Genomic DNA, 20175 nt, shown 5'->3' on the forward strand with positions numbered 1-20175 from the left:
TTTTTATTCATTACTTATTATTTTGAATGATCATTACTCCAAATCCTAAAAACATAAGGTCTTTCAGAATAAAGAAATCCGTCACAGGCACCCCGTCCACTATTTTCCACATTCCCGGTGTTGTCAATAAATAGCTTAATGTTACCAGAAAAGTCACCATCATTCCTACCCCTGCATACTTTTTCAGTACAGCAAATTTCGCACTAAATATCAGGAGTAAGGCAATGATAATTTCTATCACTCCGATAAGATTTGACACTGCCTGGACACTCATAATCTTATATACGAAAAAAGTTAAGAAATGGTTTTCCACCAAAGGTTTTATTGCTGCAGCCTCCGTAGGCGTAAATTTGAAGATGCCAATCCACAGCAAAATAAGAGCTGCTCCAAAAAGGGAGATATAATACCCGGTTCGGGCTGATTGTTTTTTTGATTCCTGTATTGTTCCGACCATATTTTAAGATTTTAGTTAATACTTTATCGTTTTCAAAAGTATAGTCGGAGCTTTTTTACAATCCTGACAGAAATTTTATCAGAAATTCAATTTATCGATCATTTTATTTTTAAAATCCTGAATTTCAGAATCATTAATTTCAGTTTCTTTTTCAGAAAAAGTCTTTTTAAAAGCTTTATCCAGAAGTGCCAGTTTTTCATTGTACATTCTGCACCATTTACAGATCATCAGGTGAATGCTCAGCATCCTGTTTTCTCTGGCAGATATGGATTGGGCATTCCTCTTTTCCATCAGTAAAGTAGCTTCACTGCATGGTAAAAATAATTTATGTAGTATTCTTCGTATCATGATTTCTTATGATTTTGAAAACCAGTTGAACTCCAGACATTCTCTGAGCTGCATACGGCTTCTCTGCAAAATCTTCCATAGATTAGTCGTGGAAACATTCAATTCCTGACTGACTTCCGGTGCTTTTTTTTCTTCAATATAATACATTTTCAAGAGAATCTTCCATTTGGAAGGCAATTCCTCAATACATTCCTCGAGTGTTTTATTAAAATCCTTGTTGTCTAAAAGCTCATCCCCTTCTCCTGATACATTCCAGTCATTTAAAACATCATTGTGTTTCCATGATCCTGTTTCATCAAAAAAATGATCGAGTCGGATATTGGGTTCAGATTTGTATTTTTTACGATAAAAATCGGCCACTTTTCTATTCAGAATAGCCATCAGCCATGTAAGCGCATTGCTTTTCCCTTCAAAAGAATCATAAGCTGAGTAAGCAGCAAGAAAAACTTCCTGAACAACATCCTGTGCATCTTCTTTATTTGAAAGTACGTACAGTGCCCGCTTCAAAAGCGGCCCTGAATATTGTTCTATCCAGCTTTTCAGTTCTTCATCTTTTGTCATTGGAAGGATTTTTTGTCTTTTTTCAGATCGCAACGAAGGTAGGAAGTTAAATGGAAAATTGCAAAATGAGATCGATTATTATTGATTACAGTCATTACAAACTTGCCATCTAAACCTTACAGGTTTTGAAAGCCTGTAAGGTTTACCACCCATCCAATACCCAAACTCGTTATCATTCAAAACATAGCATAAAATTATTACAAATCGCTTAAAAATCTTAAATTTGCATCTTATCAAAAATTTGATATTTAAAAAAGCAAAAGCAATACTATGACATCACAAGAGATACGTCAAAAATTTTTAGATTATTTTAAAAGTAAGGAGCACTTGATCGTTCCTTCAGCTCCTATTGTGCTGAAAGACGATCCTACCCTTATGTTTTCCAACTCCGGAATGACGCAGTTCAAGGATTTTTTCCTTGGCTACAAAACCCCTACCGCCCCTAGAATTGCCGATACACAGAAGTGTCTGAGAGTTTCAGGGAAACACAATGACCTGGATGATGTAGGTAGAGATACTTACCATCACACCATGTTTGAGATGTTAGGAAACTGGTCTTTCGGGGATTACTTCAAAAAAGAGGCTATTGCTTTTGCCTGGGAATTACTGACTGAAGTATACGGAATTCCAAAAGAAAATTTATACGTAACGATTTTTGAAGGGGATGCTTCAGAAAATCTGGACAGAGACCAGGATGCTTATGACTTCTGGAAATCTCACATTTCAGAGGATAGAATCATCAACGGAAATAAAAAAGATAACTTCTGGGAAATGGGTGAAAGCGGACCGTGCGGACCGTGTTCGGAAATCCATGTTGACCTGAGAACTCCTGAAGAAAAAGCAGCAGTTCCGGGAATTTCCCTTGTGAATCAGGACCACCCGCAGGTTGTGGAAGTATGGAACCTGGTTTTCATGGAATTCAACAGAAAGGCAGATAAATCTTTAGAGAAGCTTCCTGCTCAGCACGTAGATACGGGAATGGGCTTTGAGCGTCTTTGTATGGCACTTCAAGGGAAGTCTTCCAACTATGATACCGATGTTTTCACTCCGCTTATTGCTAAAGTTGAGGAACTTTCAGGTAAAAAATATACCGGAATTTTACAAGACGAAAAGGATATTGCGATCCGTGTTGTGGTAGACCACATCAGAGCGGTTTCTTTTGCTATTGCAGACGGACAATTGCCTTCCAACGGAGGTGCGGGATATGTTATCCGAAGAATTTTAAGAAGAGGAATTTCTTATTCTTACCGATTCCTGGATATGAAAGAGCCTTTCCTTTACAAACTGGTGGCTGTACTGCAGGAGCAGATGGGAACCTTCTTCCCGGAAATCGAAAAACAGGGAAAACTTGTTGCTGAAGTGATCAAAAGTGAAGAAGATTCTTTCTTAAAAACTATTGAAAATGGCCTGATCAGAGTTGAAAAACTGATCCAGCAGACCATTGGCAATAACCAGAAAGTATTACCAAGTGAAGAAGTTTTTGAACTGTATGATACTTATGGTTTCCCTGATGATTTAACAAGAATTATTGCAGAAGAAAAAGGATTAACAATTGATGAAGCAGGTTTCAAAGCTGAAATGGAGAAACAGAAGCTTCGTTCAAAAGCAGATTCTGCCCAGAAAGTTTACGACTGGGTTACTTTGGAGGAAAGAGATGAAAACTTTGTAGGATATGATCAGCTTGAATCTGAAACCTATATTACAAGATACAGAAAGGTAGAAAATAAAGACGGAGAATTTTACCAGGTGGTATTAAGCAGTTCTCCTTTCTATCCTGAAGGTGGTGGACAGGTTGGAGACAAAGGTGTTCTTGAAAACGCTGTTGAAAGCTTTGAAGTACTGGAAACGAAAAAAGAGAACGGACTGATCATTTCATTGATCAACGGTCTTCCTAAAGATGCCGGTGCTGTTTTCTATGCTAAAGTAAACGCTTCCGAAAGAAAAAATTCTCAGGCTAACCACTCTGTAACTCACCTTCTGCACGAGGCTTTAAGAGAGGTGTTAGGAACTCACGTAGAACAGAAAGGTTCTTATGTAGGTCCTGATTATCTTCGTTTCGACTTCTCTCATTTCAACAAAATGACGGAAGAAGAATTAGCATTAATTGAAGAAAAAGTAAATAAAAAGATCAAAGAAAGTATTGCTTTACAGGAATTCAGAAATATTCCGATTCAGGAAGCTCTGGATAAGGGAGCAATGGCTTTGTTTGGTGAAAAATATGGTGACAGTGTGAGAATGATCCAGTTTGGAAGTTCAAAAGAACTTTGCGGAGGAACTCACGTAAAAAACACCAGCGAAATCGGTCACTTTAAAATCACTTCCGAAGGTTCTGCTGCTGCAGGAATCAGAAGGATTGAGGCTATTTCGGGAGATAAATCCGAAGAGTATTTCAACAATCTTGAAAAACAGATTACTGAGCTTTCCCAGCTATTAAAGTCTAAAGATGTGGTAAGATCGATCGAAAAACTGATCGAAGAAAACACTTCATTGAAGGCTGAAGTAGATGCTCTTAAAAAGGAAAAAGCAAAAGGAGAAATCGGAGAATGGAAGAATGCTTATGAGCAGAAAGGCAACAAGCAGCTTCTTGTGAAGAAAACTTCTCTGGATGCAGGTTCTGTAAAAGACATCGTTTTCCAGTTGAAGAGAGAAATCCCGACTTCAGTAACGATTATTCTTTCTGATGCAGACGGAAAACCAATGATTACTGTTGGAGTTTCTGATGATCTGGCTGCAGATTACCAGGCTGGAGCTATCGTAAAAGACCTTGCTAAAGAAATCCAAGGTGGTGGTGGTGGAAACCCAGGTTTCGCTACTGCTGGTGGTAAAAACCTTGAAGGGTTAGAAAACGCTTACCAAAAAGCATTGAATATCTAAAATAGAAACCTCTATTATAAATTTTAACTCCGGCTGTCTCAAAATTGAGACAGCCGGAGTTGTTTTACCATTATATTCTTAACGCAAAGTTTTTCGTATAGCACTTCGTATTGAAGGGAGCAAAGAAGGGAATCAACTTCATTGATTCTGACTAAGCGTGAGTAATAATTATACTTCCATCAGATAAAGCAAATTTCCCATAAACATCTGTGTCATCCGTGAAATCCGTGGGAGATTAAAATAAAATAATTTAGGAAAAGGTTACACAAGCCGGATATAGGTTTTATTTAACGCCAAGGATCACAAAGAAACGCTCATGCTATCATCAATATTTACGTTCGCAAAGGCGTTACACTCAGCTATGAAATGATTGCGTTTTTTGCTAAATGGAATGCCTTTGCGATCGAAAAAAGCAGGAAATAGAACTTTTGCGTACTCTGCGCTATACCATACTATTCTTTATTCCTAAGATTTCATCACAGTCTTTTTTATTTATACCCGTTCTAATTATTGATCTTATCTTAACAAACCATTACTTAATCTTAAACTATTTGTTTTATCTTTTTAAAACTCAGTTAATACAAGACCTTTAGTTTTGCCATAATCGAAATTCAAAAAATGTAATTATGAAAATTAACAAAACTATTGGAGCTCTGGTCTTTGCTTCTCTTGTATTTCAAGGCTGCAATGATGACAACAACAGTAACTCGGACACTCCTGTCAATGATAAAATCAAACTTGAAAACTTTTCTAAAGAACCCGCTTTCGTTTATGGAATGCAGGGTTTTGAAAATTTAAACATAACCACCCTTATTTCCAGTTCCGATGTGCTTCCAGGTTCACCGGATTTCGTTTTCGGAGGACAGCCGGACGGAATGGGACTTATGAAAGATCCAAACTCTGACGGTTACCTGATGATTACCAACCATGAGATCAAGCAATCGGTATCAAGAGTCTATTTAGACAAAACTTTTAAGCCTGTAAAAGGAGAATATATCTTAAACGGAACCGGAGGAATGACAAGATTATGCTCCGCTACGCTGGCAACTCCGGAAACTCATGGTTTCAGTGCATTCCTTACCGCAGGAGAATCAGGTGAAGAAAGTATGGTACATGCTTTAAACCCTTTGGCACCCGTGTCTCAGGCAACTGATAAAACAAGGGTAAAACCGGCATTAGGAAAGGCTTCTATGGAAAATGCGGTTCCGCTTCCTAAAGATGTTTCCAACGGAAAAACCTATATCATTATTGGTGAAGACCAGTCTTATTCTTCTTCTCACCAGTCTGCAGGACAGCTGATCATGTATGTAGCCGATACACAGGGAGATCTTGATAACGGTAAATTGTATTCTTTAAAAAGAACCAACAGCAACTATACGGAAACAGATATGACGAAAGGAAGCAGCTATGATGTAGAATTCGTGGAAATTCCGAACGCTAAAAACCTTACCGGAGCTCAGATCAACCAGAAAAATATTGACAATAATGCGATCCGCTTTTCAAGAGTGGAAGATGTAGATTACAGAAAAGGAGCTGGAAAAGGAAGAGAAATCTACTTTACTGCTACCGGTGAATCTTCCGACGGGATCAATCCCAAAGCCGGATTAACCATGTGGGGAAGAGTTTACAAACTTGTTCTGAACGCCAATAATATGCTGACAGGAAAACTGGAAGTGGTGGCTGAAGGAGACTCTAATCCGGGAAATAATCTGATCAATCCTGACAACTTATGTGTAACTGAAAACTTTGTATACATCCAGGAAGACGGAGATTCTTATTACAAAAATGCAAAACACGATTCTTATATCTGGCAGCTGAATATTGCCACCAAACAATACAAACCATGGCTGAACATGAGGCACAACAGAGGTGACTCTGCATGGCAGACTGCTTACAACCAATCCGGAGACCTTCAGAAATTCGGGGCATGGGAATTCGGGGCAATGGTTGATATTTCAGACATTATCGGAATTCCGAATACCTTCTCGTTGAATATCCATTCTCATACCTGGCAGCTGGATAAATTCAAAAATCCTGACGGTTCCGGAATCAACGCCAACAAAGAAGGCGGACAGATTGTTATCATCAGAAACGTAGAAAAATAGTTTTAATTCCTTCATATCAAATTCAATTAAAGTATCAATAGAAAACCTCTGTTGATACTTTTTCATACTTATGAGTAAACTTTCAAAATACCCGATACTCCTTTTCTTATACTGTGCAGCAGCACTTTTTACGCTTTACCATTGCAAAAATGATAAGCAGCAGCCCGTATACGAAGATCTTGGTTCTGTAAAAAACAGGATCATCAAAACCAATGCTGATTTTGAAAAACAGATCAATGAACTGAAGGCTCTTGTTGCTAAAGATGCTGATGAAAAACTTCTTCAGGAGAAATTCCAGGATATCCGAAAAACCTACAAAAAAATGGAATGGGCTGTAGAATACTTCCTTCCCCACTCTGCAAGGTTTATCAATGGCCCGGCCCTTCCCGAAATAGAAATGGATGAACATACTGAAATAGAACCTGAAGGCTTACAGGTGCTGGAAGAGATGTTCTACCCTTACGAAAAAGCGAATAAAGAAGAAGTAACCCGGATGCTTAATAAGCTCATCAATAAAAGCAATACCATTGATACCAATTTTCAGGTCATCACCATCAGTAAAGACCAGGTTTTTGATGCATTAAGACAGGAGACTTTCAGAATTTCCAGCCTGGGAATTTCAGGTTTTGACACTCCGCTTTCGGGAACATTTTTACAGGAAATGCCATTTTCTCTGCAAGGAATAAAAGAAACTTTGGAACAGATCTCCACTGATCGTTCGAAAAATAAAGCCTTAAAAAGTATCGTGGCAGAGATCAGTTCAACCATTACCGTACTGAAGAAAAATACAGACAAAAACACATTTGATTACGTGAATTTCATTCCGGATCATCTGAATAGAATCACAACTTTGATGCTTGATTTTAAAAAGCAGGAGAACATTCCCGATGTTGACGTAACGACCGCTTTAAACAAAAATGCAGCTACTTTTTTTTCTAAAAATGCTTTTAATCCTAATGCTTTCACTCCTGGAAAAGAATATACCTATTCGGAAGAAAAAGCGGCTCTTGGGCACCAACTCTTTAATGATAAAATTTTGTCGAATAATAACAACCGGAGCTGTGCCACCTGTCATATTCCTGAGAAAGCTTTTACAGACGGACTGAGCAAAGCAATGTCCCTTGAAAATTCGGAACTGGCAAGAAATACTCCTTCGCTCAACTATGCAGGCTATCAGCATGGCCAGTTCTGGGATATGAGAAAGGATGACCTGGAAGGACAGAGCTCTGATGTAATCTCCAATAAAGAAGAAATGCACGGTGATCTGAATGTTATTCTTGCCAAAATCAATCAGGATAAAAACTATCAGGCCGCATTTAAAAAGATCTATCATTCACAAAAAACCGAGGTCTGGCAGCTTCAGAATGTATTGGCGAGCTATATCCGCTCTCTGGCAAAATTCAATTCTGATTTTGATGAATATATGAGAGGAAATAAATCAGCGATGACAGACAATCAAAAGCGCGGTTTCAATCTTTTTGTGGGAAAAGCCCAATGTGCCATCTGTCATTTCCTTCCCTTATTTAATGGAACGGTTCCTCCGAATTTCAAAAAAACTGAACAGGAAGTCCTGGGAACAGCAATGAACGGAGAAAATAAAACATTTGACACAGATCCGGGACGGGGAAAATTCCATGAGACAGTTTCTTCCCTGCAGCATTCCTTTAAAACACCCACACTTAGAAATATTAACAAAACAGCTCCTTATATGCACAACGGCGGGTATAAAACCCTGAAAGAAGTGATGAATTTCTATAACAAAGGCGGAGGAAAAGCTTTTGGATTTAAACTGGAAAATCAGACACTTTCCGACGCACCGTTACAGCTTACCGATCAGGAAATTGATGATATTATTGAATTTATGAAAGCGCTGGATGATCAATAAATACGATTCTAAAACACAAAACAACGAAAAACCATTAAAACTCCTGGGCTTTAACTGCAAAGGAGTTTTTTATTTAGAAATTCAGGTAAAACAGAAAGACTATGCGGCTCATTTCTTTGTTTGATTTTACCTTTGGAAAGTCCATGAAAACATTAGATTAAATCAATGTTATACTCTGTTAAAAACTTTTTTACAACAATAAATATCATTATTTTTGACGTAGTTTTTTTACATGAAAAGGGGTTTACTGTTATTATTTTTTCTGATCTGCTTTTTGGGGTATTCACAATCAAAAATTAAGGTTGTGGATGACGCCAGCCAAAAGCCTGTCTATAAAGCAAAGGTATCCTGTGACAATGCAGTTATCGGATATACGAATGAACAGGGTATTCTGGAGTTTAAAACCGGATGCAAAAACATTGATATAGATGCAGATTCTTATCAGAGAGAAAGTATCACAGTTGAGAGCAGCATGGAAGTTTCCCTTCTTAAAAAAACATCAAAGACAACCAACATTGAAGCGGTTGTTATTGAAGACAAAAGTGATCCCAGGGCTCTGGAAATTCTTAAAAAAGTCAATAAATTATTCAAAGAAAACTCACCCAAAAGTTTAGGGTCCTATTCTTACAAATCCTACGAAAAAATCTCTCTGGATATTGATGAGGACAGTCTTTCGCAGTTTAATCAGTATTTTAATGATTTAAACATTTTCAAGAAAAAAAGGGAAAAAGACTCGCTGAATAATATCAACGCAAGAAAAATATTTTCAAAAAGTAAACTCTTCCTTTGGGAAAGAGCTCAGGAGTTTTTGTACTCCAAAAAGTATGGTGAAAAGATCAATATTCTGGACAACAGAATCTCCGGTCTGAAGCAGCCTATTTACGAAATGATCGCGCTGCAGCAAAGTAACAGGGATGTTGTTCCCGAACAGATAAAACCCGAAAACAGAGGGCTGTACAGATTTTTTCTTTCAGATACTGTTACCCTTGACGGAAGGAAAAACTTTGTGATCCGCTTCCGTGAGGTAAATTACAAAAAGCCGGACAGAAAACGAAAGTATAACGGTGCTATTTATGTAGACACCGAAACGTACGGAATAAAAAAAATCGAAAATTTCAGTAAAAATAAAAACGAAGGAATTATTACCAGTACCTGGGTATTCTACAATAATAAATGGTTCCTTGCCCATGAAAAAGCCAAGCTTAAAATGGGTAAAATGGCCATGGATGACAAAGTGCATGCTGATGATAAGAAAGACAAAAAAAGCTTCGGAACCTATGCTTTCCTTACCTCAAAGTATTTTGATTTCGAATCTCCTATTGAAGAAGATCCAAAGGATTTCAAAGGCTATACTTTCTCGGTAAAAAATATTGACGGCCAATCTCTGGACCGCTACAGGACAGATCCTCTTACCGAAAGGGAACAAAATACCTATAAAACCATCGACAGTTTAGGTAAAAAATATAAAATCGACAGCAAAGCACAGATTTTATCAGGTTTACTGAACGGACAGATCAGAGTCGGTTCTGTAGACTTTGCTGTGGATGAAATTGTCAATTATAACTCCTATGAAGGTTTCAGATTAGGTTTAAAAGCCAAGCTGAATGAAAATTTCAACCCTTATTTTTCACCGGACTACTATTTTGCATATGGTGTGAAAGACCGAAAATGGAAGTACGGGATGGGGCTTGATATGAAAACCACACTGGAAAAGAATTCCTTTTTCAGATTTGAAGTGTATGATGATGTGACAGCATCCGGAGAATTCAACCGAAAAATGTGGAATTTCAAGATGAGAATGATGAATTTCGGGAATAATCTGAACAATGACCGGTATTTCCACTTTAAAGGAATGTCATTATCTTACCTGAACGATGTCACCAACGGACTTACCGTTGCTCTTGCTGTAAGAAGAAATACAGAAGAAGCTGAATTCGATTATCAGTTCAGAGACCGGGGAACATCTTACAGAAACTTCAATACCCTTTTCACCCTGAAATATTCTCCGAATTCTACCAATATTATGACACCTCAGGGAAAATCCCTGATTGATCAGAAATATCCTGAACTGTATTTTAATTATGAGCAGAGCTACAAAATACTGCAGGGGAATTTTAATTATTCCCGTTTTGATGCTTTGTTTGTTCACAATTTCAAAACACCGATCGGGACTACCGGCTTCAGATTGTACGGAGGTCTTGTGCTGGGCGGAGCGCCTATCTGGAAAAACTTTACGATGAACGGACTTGCCTCTCCTGGTAAAGACTTCAATTTTAACCTTACATCTTACCTTGGGTTTGCCACACTGGAAGGCGGAAAATACTATAATGACAGATTCATAGCGTATTACTTTACGCATAAACTTCCATGGTATCTGAAAAGTTTCGGACACAATGTTTCCAGCTTTGATTTTGTCTTACGAGGAACTATCGGAGATATGAAACATCCGGAATACCACCAGTTTAAATTCAGAAAACTGGATCACCTGTATCAGGAAGTCGGTGTGGAATGGAACAATTTCCTTTCCAGCTATTTTAATCTTGGGGTATTTTACAGAGTGGGTTATTATGCAACGCCCCATTTCAAAGAAAACTTCGCCATTCAGTTTAAGCTGAAGTTTCTTGAGTTTTAATACGCTTTACCATACAAAATCTTTATTTTTGAATCAGAATTCAGAAATATTCAACGATACTATATAAAAAAGAACATGCAGAAAATCGAAATCAAAGCAGAACAGTTTTTTGAATTATTAAAATTAAAAGACACTCCGATGTGGGAGATTTTCTCACAGATGATTGATGGAAATGAAAAGGAAATTATCTTTTTAGACCATGAAGACAAGATCCTTTTTAATTATATTCTACCTTCTACACAGGAAAAACTGGAAGAAGACAGAAAAGAATTTTCAAAACAGTTTTCAGAGAAATTGGCTAACTTCAATTAAAAGTTCTTATGAATAGAAATTATGTTTTTTCTCTGTTAAGCCTTTTCCTGTTTACCCTCGGAAATGCTCAGAACTATAAAAAACCTTTAGTTTCTGCTATCAAAGAATCTGATCTCCGCACCGATATGTATCAGCTTGCTGCAGACCAGTTCTGGGGCCGTGAAGCAGGAACTCTGGATGAATTGAAAGTCTCTATGTGGCTGGCTGACAAAGCTAAAGAAGCCGGCATGAAACCTGCCGGAGATAACGGAACTTTTTTCCAGTTCTTTGATATGTACAGACATCAGGTGATCCAGCAAAGCACCCTGAAAATTGGAGACAACAGTTTAAAATTATGGAAGGATTTTTTGGTTGCAGAACCTGTAAATGCTTCTGTAGATGCTGAAATTGTATATGCCGGAAATACAGAGCCGGAAGATCTTGCCCAACTGAATATCAAAGGGAAAGTTATTGCAGTAAACGCATCCGACAAAAATATTTCTAAGGATATGACTCTTTTTGTAAGGAGATATCCTGGATTTGTAAGAAATAAATATTACAATAAAGCCGCTGAACTGGGAGCAAAAGCCATTATTTTCATCACCGATGATATTTCCGAGCAAAGCTGGGTAGAAATACTGCCTCAAATGACAAGAGGAAGCTACGGAGTGGAAGGATTAAGAGAAAAAATCACCAATAATATTCCTGTTCTGTGGATCAAAAGAGAAAATGCCAACTGGGTAAAAAACAATCCGAAAGCATCTTTAAACCTGATCACTGAAACCTATAAATATCCATCCGTTAATATTATCGGAAAAATAGAAGGTACAGATCCTGTTCTTAAGAATGAATATGTTTTACTAAGCGGACACCAGGATCATGACGGGATCAGACATCCCGTAAAAAACGACACCATCTATAACGGCGCTGATGATAATGCAAGCACCTGTGTTGCCATGTTGGCAATGGCCAGAGCTTACAAAAAACAGCCGGGAAAAAGGAGCATTCTTTTTGTTTTCCATGGCGCTGAAGAAAGAGGATTACTGGGTTCAAGATGGCATGCAGCACACCCTGTTGTTCCAAAAGAAAAAATTGTAGCCGTACTGAATGGTGACATGATCGGGAGAAATGACAATAATGAAGCCGCTTTATTGGGAGGAAATGCTCCACACAAAAATTCTGAAGAACTTGTTAAAATGGCTGAAGATGCTAATAACGAAAGCACAAAGTTCAAATATCTGAAGGATTGGGATTCTCCAAGCCATGCTGAGTATTTCTATTTCAGAAGTGACCATCTTCCATATGCTAAAATTGGCATTCCTGCTGTATTCTTTACCAGTGTTCTGCATGATCAGTACCATACCCCGCAGGATGAATCAGAAAATATCAATTACAAAAAGCTGTATAAAATGACGGAATGGATGTACAGAACATCCTGGAAGGTTGCTAATGAAGCAGAGCGTCCGAAGGTAATTTCTAATTTTTCGCTTGAAAAATAATTTATAAAAAGAACAATATTTCTTTTGTCTTGAAACAAAAGAATCAAAAATTCAAGACTTAGAAACTTCCACTAAAAATGAAATCTGTTCTCTAAAAACTCTGAACTCGTGCGGAAACGATCTATGTTTAGAATCATATTTTGTCCCGCACTCAAACACCAGAGTTTTTTTAACGTTCACAGAATTCATTTTCTTAACGCTTCAGTTTCTTATGTCATTGGATTCTGTCAAAAAAACAAAAAAAGCTCCACTGATTGTGAAGCTTTTTCATCATTGTGTTTTTAGAATCTGATTTGTGTACGAAATAATTTAATATTGAATATGATTGCAAACCGTTAATTTTTTTTATTCATTATACTTCTTTTGTCTTGAAACAAAAGAATCAAAAATTCAAGACTTAGAAGCTTCAGCTAAAAATGAAATCTGTTCTCTAAAAACTCTGAACTCGTGCGGAAACGATCTATGTTTAGAATCATATTTTGTCCCGCACTCAAACACCAGAGTTTTTTTAACGTTCACAGAATTCATTTTCTTAACGCTTCAGTTTCTTATGTCATTGGATTTTGTCAAAAAAACAAAAAAAGCTTCACTGATTGTGAAGCTTTTTTCATCATTGTGTTTTTAGAATCTGATTTGTGTACGAAATAATTTAATATTGAATATGATTGCAAACCGTTAATTTTTTTTATTCATTATACTTCTTTTGTCTTAAAACAAAAGAATCAAAAATTCAAGACTTAAAAGCTTCAGCTAAAAATGAAATCTGTTCTCTAAAAACTCTAAACTCGTGCGGAAACAGTCTATGTTGAGAATCATATGTTCTCCCGCACTCAAACACCAGAGTTTTTTTAACGTTCACAGAATTCATTTTCTTAACGCTTCAGGTTCTTATGTCATTGGATTCTGTCAAAAAACAAAAAAGCTTCACAATCAGTGAAGCTTTTTTCATCATTGTGTTTTTAGAATCTGATTTGTGTACGAAATAATTTAATATTGAATATGATTCGATACCGTTAATTTTTTTTATTCATTATACTTCTTTTGTCTTGAAACAAAAGAAACAAAAATTCAAGACTCAGAAACTTCAGCTAAAAATGAAATCTGTTCTCTAAAAACTCTGAACTCGTGCGGAAACAGTCTTTTGTCTTGAAACAAAAGAATCAAAAATTCAAGACTTAGAAACTTCCACTAAAAATGAAATCTGTTCTCTAAAAACTCTGAACTCGTGCGGAAACGATCTATGTTTAGAATCATAGGTTGTCCCGCACTCAAACACCAGAGTTTTTAACGTTCAGAGAATTCATTTTCTTAACGCTCCAGTTTCTTATGTCGTTTGACAGTGCCAAAAACAAAAAAGCTTCACAGAGTGTGAAGCTTTTTCATCATTGTGTTTTTAGAATCTGATTTGTGTACGAAATAATTTAATATTGAATATGATTTTAAATAAGTAGATTCATCAGCGAAGGATCATTGTTCAGATAGTTAACAAAGAAATCATACTGCTTCATCTTATCGATCAATGGGGTGAAATCTTTGTTTTGCTTCAGAGCAATTCCTACGACTGCAATTCCTTTTTCTTTTGAATTTTTTTGAGTATATTCAAAATAAGTGATGTCGTCATCAGGCCCCAGTACATCCATTACAAAGGTTTTCAATGCTCCGGGACGCTGTGGGAATCTGACCAGGAAATAGTGTTTTAATCCTGCATGAAGCAATGCTTTTTCCTTGATTTCTTCCATCCGGGTGATATCATTATTGCTCCCGCTGATAATGCATACTACGTTTTTACCTTTTATTTCCTCCCTGTATTTTTCCAATACTGCTACTGAAAGCGCTCCCGCAGGTTCAACAACAATAGCATCTTTATTATACAAAGACAATATGGTTTCACAGACAAGTCCTTCATCCACTGTAGCCATATCGTACAGGATATCTTTACAGCGTTCAAATGTAATATCTCCCACTTGCTGTACGGCTGCTCCGTCTACAAAACGGCTGATCTTTTCAAGAAGAACAGGTTTTCCCTTTTCAAGGGCTTTTTTCATGCTTGCTGCTGCGGAGGGCTCTACCCCGATAATCTTTGTTTGCGGAGACAACTGCTGAAATACTGTGCAGATTCCTGCTGCCAGTCCGCCGCCGCCGATCGGTACAAAAAGATAATCAACCACACCTTCTGTCTGTTCCAGAATCTCCAGTGCTGTTGTTGCCTGTCCTTCAATAATCGCCGGATCATCAAAAGGATGGATAAATACGCTGTTATGGTCTTTACAAAACCTCATCGCAGCATCTTTGGATTCATCGAATGTGTCTCCAAATAAAACAACATCAATGTATTCTCCACCGAACATTTTCACCTGTTCAAGCTTTTGCCCGGGAGTTGGCAAAGGCATGAAAATCGTTCCTTTCACCTTCATGGTCTGGCATGCAAATGCAACTCCCTGCGCATGATTTCCGGCACTGGCGCACACAACACCTTTTGAAAGTTCTTCCTCAGACATGGTGGCCATCTTGTTATAGGCACCTCTTATTTTATAGGATCTAACCCTTTGAAGATCTTCTCTTTTAAAATAAATATTCGACTCATAAATAGCTGACAGATTGTTATTGACAGCCAAAGGTGTTTTTACCACTACATTTTTTAATCGTTCCTCCGCTTTATAGACATTCTCTAAAACGGAGGAACTTACTCCCTCTTTCATCATCCGTTTACTTATTAATTATTTTCTGGTCTCAGGCTTCTTACTGTTTTCCCGGCCTTCCACATTTCGCTTTCTCTTAGTTCACTCAGTTCAGCTTCCAGTTTTTCACGGTAATCCGGTTTGCTGTTGCTGTCAATGGAACGTTGAGCTTCATTTCCTTTGGCTACATTGTCATACAGCTCTTCAAACAAAGGCGAAGTAGCATCTCTGAAACGTTTCCACCAGTCCAAAGCTCCTCTCTGAGCGGTTGTACTGCAGTTGGCATACATCCAGTCCATTCCGTTTTCGGCTACCAATGGCATCAATGACTGAGTCAGTTCTTCTACGGTTTCATTAAAGGCTTCGGAAGGGCTGTGCCCATTTTTTCTCAATACGTCATACTGAGCAGCAAATATTCCCTGTACAGCACCCATCAAAGTTCCGCGTTCTCCGGCTAGATCACTGTATACTTCTTTTTTAAAATCGGTTTCAAAAAGATATCCGCTTCCGATCGCGATACCTAATGCTGTCACTCTTTCTCTGGCTTTTCCTGTAGCATCCTGATATACGGCAAAACTGCTGTTCAGACCTCTGTTCTGCAAAAACATTCTCCTCAAGGATGTCCCTGAACCTTTTGGTGCTACAAGAAATACATCTACATCAGCTGGAGGAACGATTCCTGTACGCTCGCTGAACGTAATTCCGAAACCATGAGAAAAATACAACGCTTTCCCTGGAGTAAGATGCTGTTTTACTTTCGGCCAGTATTCAATCTGTGCAGCATCACTCAGAAGATAGCAGATAATGGTTCCTTTTTCCAATGCTTCTTCAATTTCAAATAATGTTTCTCCCGGTACAAATCCGTCTGCTATTGCTTTATCCCAAGATTTGGAGTTTTTTCTCTGCCCTACAATCACATTAATTCCGTTGTCTTTCTGGTTTAAAGCCTGTCCAGGCCCCTGTACTCCATACCCAATTACTGCTACAACTTCATCTTTTAGTGCTTCCTGAGCTTTTTCCAACGGAAATTCTTCTCTTGTTACTACGTTCTCCTCTACTCCTCCAAAATTCAATTTTGCCATTTTTTTTGATTTTATTTATTGATGTTTAATTTTTTGCGCTTAACTAGCATATTCTACTGCGGTCAGATATGGATTTCTGTGGTAATGTACTTCCAGAACGTCTACCTGCTTTTCCATTTGTCTGCTGATCTTCTGAACAGAATCTTCTGTTTCTCTGATAACAATAACAAACTTTTTTACTTTTTCCATTTCTGAAGGACCAACATTAAAGGTCACCATAGAGATTCTTCTTCTCGAAAAAATAGCATTGATGCGGCTGATTAATCCTAAATAATCTTCTGTATACGCTGTAATGGTATATTCTTTATGATCTGTTTTCATCTTTTTTATTTTTAAATTTTATTTATTATTTAATACAATTTCCGAAACACTTTTTCCCTGAGGGATCATCGGAAATACATTGTGTTCTTTTCCTGTCATTACTTCAAGGAGGAAAGACCCTTTGTGATCTAACATTTCACGGAGGGCCCATTTTAAGTCTTCCCTCTCGGATACTTTTTTTCCGGGAATATTATATCCCTTTGCCACCTGGACAAAATCGGGGCTCTGGATATCTACGGAGGAATATCTTTCTTCGTGAAACAATTCCTGCCACTGCCTTACCATTCCCAGATAGCAGTTATTCAGAATTAAAATCTTCACTTCCGGATGATACTGCATAATGGTTCCCAGTTCCTGAATATTCATCTGAGCTCCTCCGTCTCCCATCACAGCAATAACAGGACGGTTTGTTTCTGCATAAGATGCTCCTATTGCAGCGGGAAGACAGAATCCCATGGTTCCCAGCCCACCGCTTGTGACATTGGTTCGGGAATGTTTGAACTGAGAGTATCGGCATGTCGCCATCTGATGCTGTCCTACATCTGTTACAATAATTGCTTCGCCTGCTGTTATCTCATTCAACTGGCGGATCACCTCTCCCATTGTAATTTCACCTTCTTCAGGGTAGAGCTCCGTATGAATCAGGTTGATGCTTTCAATTTCATGACATTTTTTAAATCTTTTATGCCAGTGATGATGTTCTTTTTTTACGATCTTTTCTGTAAGAAGAGGAAGCGTATGTTTGCAGTTTCCCAGAACGGGAACATCTGCTTTTACATTTTTATTGATCTCCGCATTGTCAATATCCAGATGAACAATCTTTGCCTGTTTCGCATACTGATCCAATCTTCCGGTCACACGGTCATCGAACCGCATTCCTACAGCAATCAGAACATCACATTCGTTGGTTAATATATTCGGGCCATAGTTTCCATGCATTCCTACCATTCCTACCGCTTGTGGATGATGAGTTGGAATAGCACTCATTCCCAGAACCGTCCATGCTACCGGAATTCCCGATTTTTCTGCAAACTGTAAGAACTCCTTTTCAGCTTTTCCGAGCATAATCCCCTGTCCAGCAATGACAAATGGCTTTTCTGCATTATTGATCAACGCTGCAGCTTTTCCGATATTTTCCATACATGGATCGGGATCCGGTTTATAGCTTCGTAATGTGTGGCATGGTGAATAGCCTTTATAAGCAACAGACTGCAGCTGGGCATTTTTAGTCACATCAATCACTACGGGCCCGGGACGGCCTGACTTTGCAATGTAAAATGCTTTTGCCAATACTTCGGGAAGCTCATGAGCATCCGTCACCTGATAATTCCACTTGGTAACCGGACTTGTAATGTTCATAACATCTATTTCCTGAAAGGCATCAGTTCCGAGAAGGTGTTCAAAAACCTGTCCCGTAATACATACCAGGGGAGTATTATCGAGTAAAGCATCAGCCAGTCCCGTAACGAGATTAGTTGCTCCCGGGCCGCTGGTAGCCATTACAACACCGACTTCTCCTGAGACTCTTGCAAGACCTTGTGCTGCATGCACTGCCGCCTGCTCGTGACGTACAAGGATATGTTTCAGGTTTTCTTTATAATCGTAAAGGGCATCATAAATAGGGATAATAGCACCTCCCGGATATCCGAAAACGGTTTTCACTCCTTCCTGAAGAAAGGCTTCAAGAATGATCCGGCTTCCGCTCAGTTGTATTTCTGTTGATAAATTCGGGTTTTCCATATTTTTATTGAGTGATTTCGTCTGTTACACAGCCTTCTGCGGCTGATGACACGGTTAATGCATATTTATAAAGCAGTCCTTTCTGTACTTTAAGAGCTGGTTTTTGCCATCCTTTTTTTCTTCTTTCTATTTCTTCTTCTGAAACTTTGAGCTGTATGGTGTTGTTGACAGCATCAATTTCAATCAGATCATTATCGTTGACAAAAGCGATCAAACCTCCTTCGTGCGCTTCGGGAGTGATGTGTCCTACTACAAAACCATGAGTTCCTCCGCTGAATCTTCCATCAGTAATCAAAGCGACACTACTTCCCAGTCCAGCACCGATAAGCGCGCTCGTAGGTTTCAGCATTTCCGGCATCCCGGGAGCGCCTTTCGGACCTTCATGACGGATGACAATGACATCACCATGCTGGACGGTTCCATCCTGAATTCCTCTGATCAGATTTTTTTCGCCATCAAATACACGGGCTTTGCCTACGAAACGTTCTCCTTCTTTTCCTGTAATTTTGGCTACACTTCCTTTTTCTGCAAGATTTCCGTATAATATTCTCAGGTGACCTGTCTCTTTTACAGGTTCTGATAATGGTTTGATTATTTTTTGAGTAGTAAAATCCAGATCGGGAACATTTTCTAAATTCTCTGCTACTGTTTTTCCGGTTACCGTTAAGCAGTCACCATGTAATAATCCCTGATTCAAAAGGTATTTCATGACGGATGGTATTCCTCCGTGTTCATACAGATCCTGCATCAGGTATTTTCCGCTTGGTTTTAAATCTGCCAGTACCGGAGTTTTATCACTCATCTTCTGAAAATCATCCTGAGTAAGCGGTACTCCCACACTTTTTGCCATAGCTATAAAATGCAGAATGGCATTGGTACTTCCTCCAAGAATAACAATCATACGCAGCGCATTTTCAAAAGCTTTGCGGGTCATAATATCCGAAGGTTTAATGTCCTTTTCCAGTAATACTTTCAGGTACTTTCCTACTTCAAGGCATTCTTCCTGTTTTTCTTTGCTTAAAGCCGGGTTGGAAGAAGAATACGGAAGGCTCATTCCTAAAGCCTCTATCGCGGAAGCCATTGTATTGGCTGTATACATTCCACCACATGCACCGGCTCCTGGGCAGGAATTTTTTACAACTCCATCAAAATCTTCTTCGGTAATTTCTCCTGCAATCTTTTTCCCCAACGCTTCAAAAGCTGAAACGATGTTAAGCTGTTCTCCTTTATAGCAGCCTGGAGCAATTGTTCCTCCGTATACCATGATGGATGGTCTGTTCAGCCTTCCCATTGCAATGATAGTTCCCGGCATATTTTTATCACAGCCTGGCAATGCGATCAATCCGTCGTAGTATTGCGCTCCGCAGATGGCTTCGATGCTGTCGGCAATCACATCACGGCTTACCAGAGAATAGCGCATTCCGTCTGTTCCATTGCTCATTCCGTCACTTACTCCGATGGTGTTAAAAATCAATCCGGCTAATCCGTGGTTCCATGTTCCTTTTTTTACGACCTGGGCAAGATCATTCAGATGCATATTGCAGGTGTTTCCGTCATAGCCCATACTGGCAATTCCGACCTGAGCTTTGTGCATGTCTTCTTCTGTAAATCCTATCCCGTACAACATGGCTTTGGCTGCGGGTTGTTCACTGTTTTGCGTGAATGTTTTTGAATATTTATTTAACATACTTTTCCTACATTTTCT

The 20175-nt window shown here is 38.5% G+C and carries 14 protein-coding genes; 6 read left to right on the top strand and 8 right to left on the bottom strand.

Features of this window, described 5'->3' with window-relative positions; genetic code table 11:
* Positions 1-10: 10 nt before the first annotated feature.
* The 3 genes from AC5YGI_RS02870 to AC5YGI_RS02880 all read right to left on the bottom strand — a co-directional run bounded on the left by AC5YGI_RS02870 (position 11) and on the right by AC5YGI_RS02880 (position 1363).
* Entirely contained in the window at positions 11-454 is a 444-nt protein-coding gene (locus AC5YGI_RS02870; RefSeq protein ID WP_446106437.1) for a DUF417 family protein, read from the bottom strand.
* Positions 455-532: 78 nt separating this feature from the next.
* Positions 533-802: a hypothetical protein gene (locus AC5YGI_RS02875; RefSeq protein ID WP_496167457.1), complete on the bottom strand. Its 270-nt coding sequence runs from the start codon at positions 800-802 to the stop codon at positions 533-535.
* Between the two features lie 6 nt (positions 803-808).
* Positions 809-1363 carry a sigma-70 family RNA polymerase sigma factor gene (locus tag AC5YGI_RS02880; protein ID WP_137905933.1) on the bottom strand — a complete coding sequence of 185 codons (555 nt, stop codon included), beginning with the start codon at positions 1361-1363 and terminating at the stop codon, positions 809-811.
* A gap of 270 nt (positions 1364-1633) precedes the next feature.
* On the opposite strand from AC5YGI_RS02880, the gene alaS reads away from it, so the two are divergent.
* The 6 genes from alaS (at position 1634) to AC5YGI_RS02910 (ending at position 12649) form a co-directional block, all read left to right on the top strand.
* Complete coding sequence (gene alaS / locus AC5YGI_RS02885) at positions 1634-4237, top strand: alanine--tRNA ligase (protein ID WP_496167459.1); 2604 nt, start codon at positions 1634-1636, stop codon at positions 4235-4237.
* A 626-nt stretch (positions 4238-4863) separates the two neighbouring features.
* The gene (locus AC5YGI_RS02890; RefSeq protein WP_496167461.1) at positions 4864-6342 is read left to right on the top strand and encodes a PhoX family protein; all 1479 of its coding nucleotides are present in this window, start codon (positions 4864-4866) and stop codon (positions 6340-6342) included.
* A gap of 70 nt (positions 6343-6412) precedes the next feature.
* Positions 6413-8227, top strand: a complete 1815-nt coding sequence (locus AC5YGI_RS02895; protein WP_330745629.1) for a cytochrome-c peroxidase — start codon at positions 6413-6415, stop codon at positions 8225-8227.
* A gap of 304 nt (positions 8228-8531) precedes the next feature.
* Positions 8532-10859, top strand: coding sequence for a hypothetical protein (locus AC5YGI_RS02900; RefSeq protein WP_496167464.1), 2328 nt, complete (start codon positions 8532-8534; stop codon positions 10857-10859).
* 75 nt (positions 10860-10934) lie between these two features.
* The gene (locus AC5YGI_RS02905; RefSeq protein ID WP_110009324.1) at positions 10935-11171 is read left to right on the top strand and encodes a hypothetical protein; all 237 of its coding nucleotides are present in this window, start codon (positions 10935-10937) and stop codon (positions 11169-11171) included.
* An 8-nt stretch (positions 11172-11179) separates the two neighbouring features.
* Positions 11180-12649: a M20/M25/M40 family metallo-hydrolase gene (locus AC5YGI_RS02910; protein WP_496167466.1), complete on the top strand. Its 1470-nt coding sequence runs from the start codon at positions 11180-11182 to the stop codon at positions 12647-12649.
* A gap of 1439 nt (positions 12650-14088) precedes the next feature.
* Here AC5YGI_RS02910 and ilvA read toward each other — a convergent pair.
* Genes ilvA through ilvD form a run of 5 tightly spaced genes read right to left on the bottom strand, consistent with a single transcriptional unit; the run spans position 14089 to position 20157 of the window.
* On the bottom strand, positions 14089-15351 hold the full coding sequence (gene ilvA / locus AC5YGI_RS02915) for a threonine ammonia-lyase IlvA (RefSeq protein WP_330745626.1): 1263 nt from the start codon (positions 15349-15351) through the stop codon (positions 14089-14091).
* Positions 15352-15362: 11 nt separating this feature from the next.
* Positions 15363-16409 (bottom strand): ketol-acid reductoisomerase, encoded by a 1047-nt coding sequence (ilvC, locus tag AC5YGI_RS02920; protein WP_110009246.1) that lies wholly within the window; start codon positions 16407-16409, stop codon positions 15363-15365.
* 39 nt (positions 16410-16448) lie between these two features.
* Entirely contained in the window at positions 16449-16730 is a 282-nt protein-coding gene (locus tag AC5YGI_RS02925) for an ACT domain-containing protein (protein WP_110009245.1), read from the bottom strand.
* An 18-nt stretch (positions 16731-16748) separates the two neighbouring features.
* The gene (gene ilvB, locus AC5YGI_RS02930) at positions 16749-18470 is read right to left on the bottom strand and encodes a biosynthetic-type acetolactate synthase large subunit (protein WP_496167468.1); all 1722 of its coding nucleotides are present in this window, start codon (positions 18468-18470) and stop codon (positions 16749-16751) included.
* Between the two features lie 4 nt (positions 18471-18474).
* Positions 18475-20157 (bottom strand): dihydroxy-acid dehydratase, encoded by a 1683-nt coding sequence (gene ilvD / locus AC5YGI_RS02935; RefSeq protein ID WP_496167470.1) that lies wholly within the window; start codon positions 20155-20157, stop codon positions 18475-18477.
* Between the last annotated feature and the right edge of the window lie 18 nt (positions 20158-20175).

The sequence above is a fragment of the Chryseobacterium sp. CS3K3.1 genome (genome assembly GCF_059515165.1).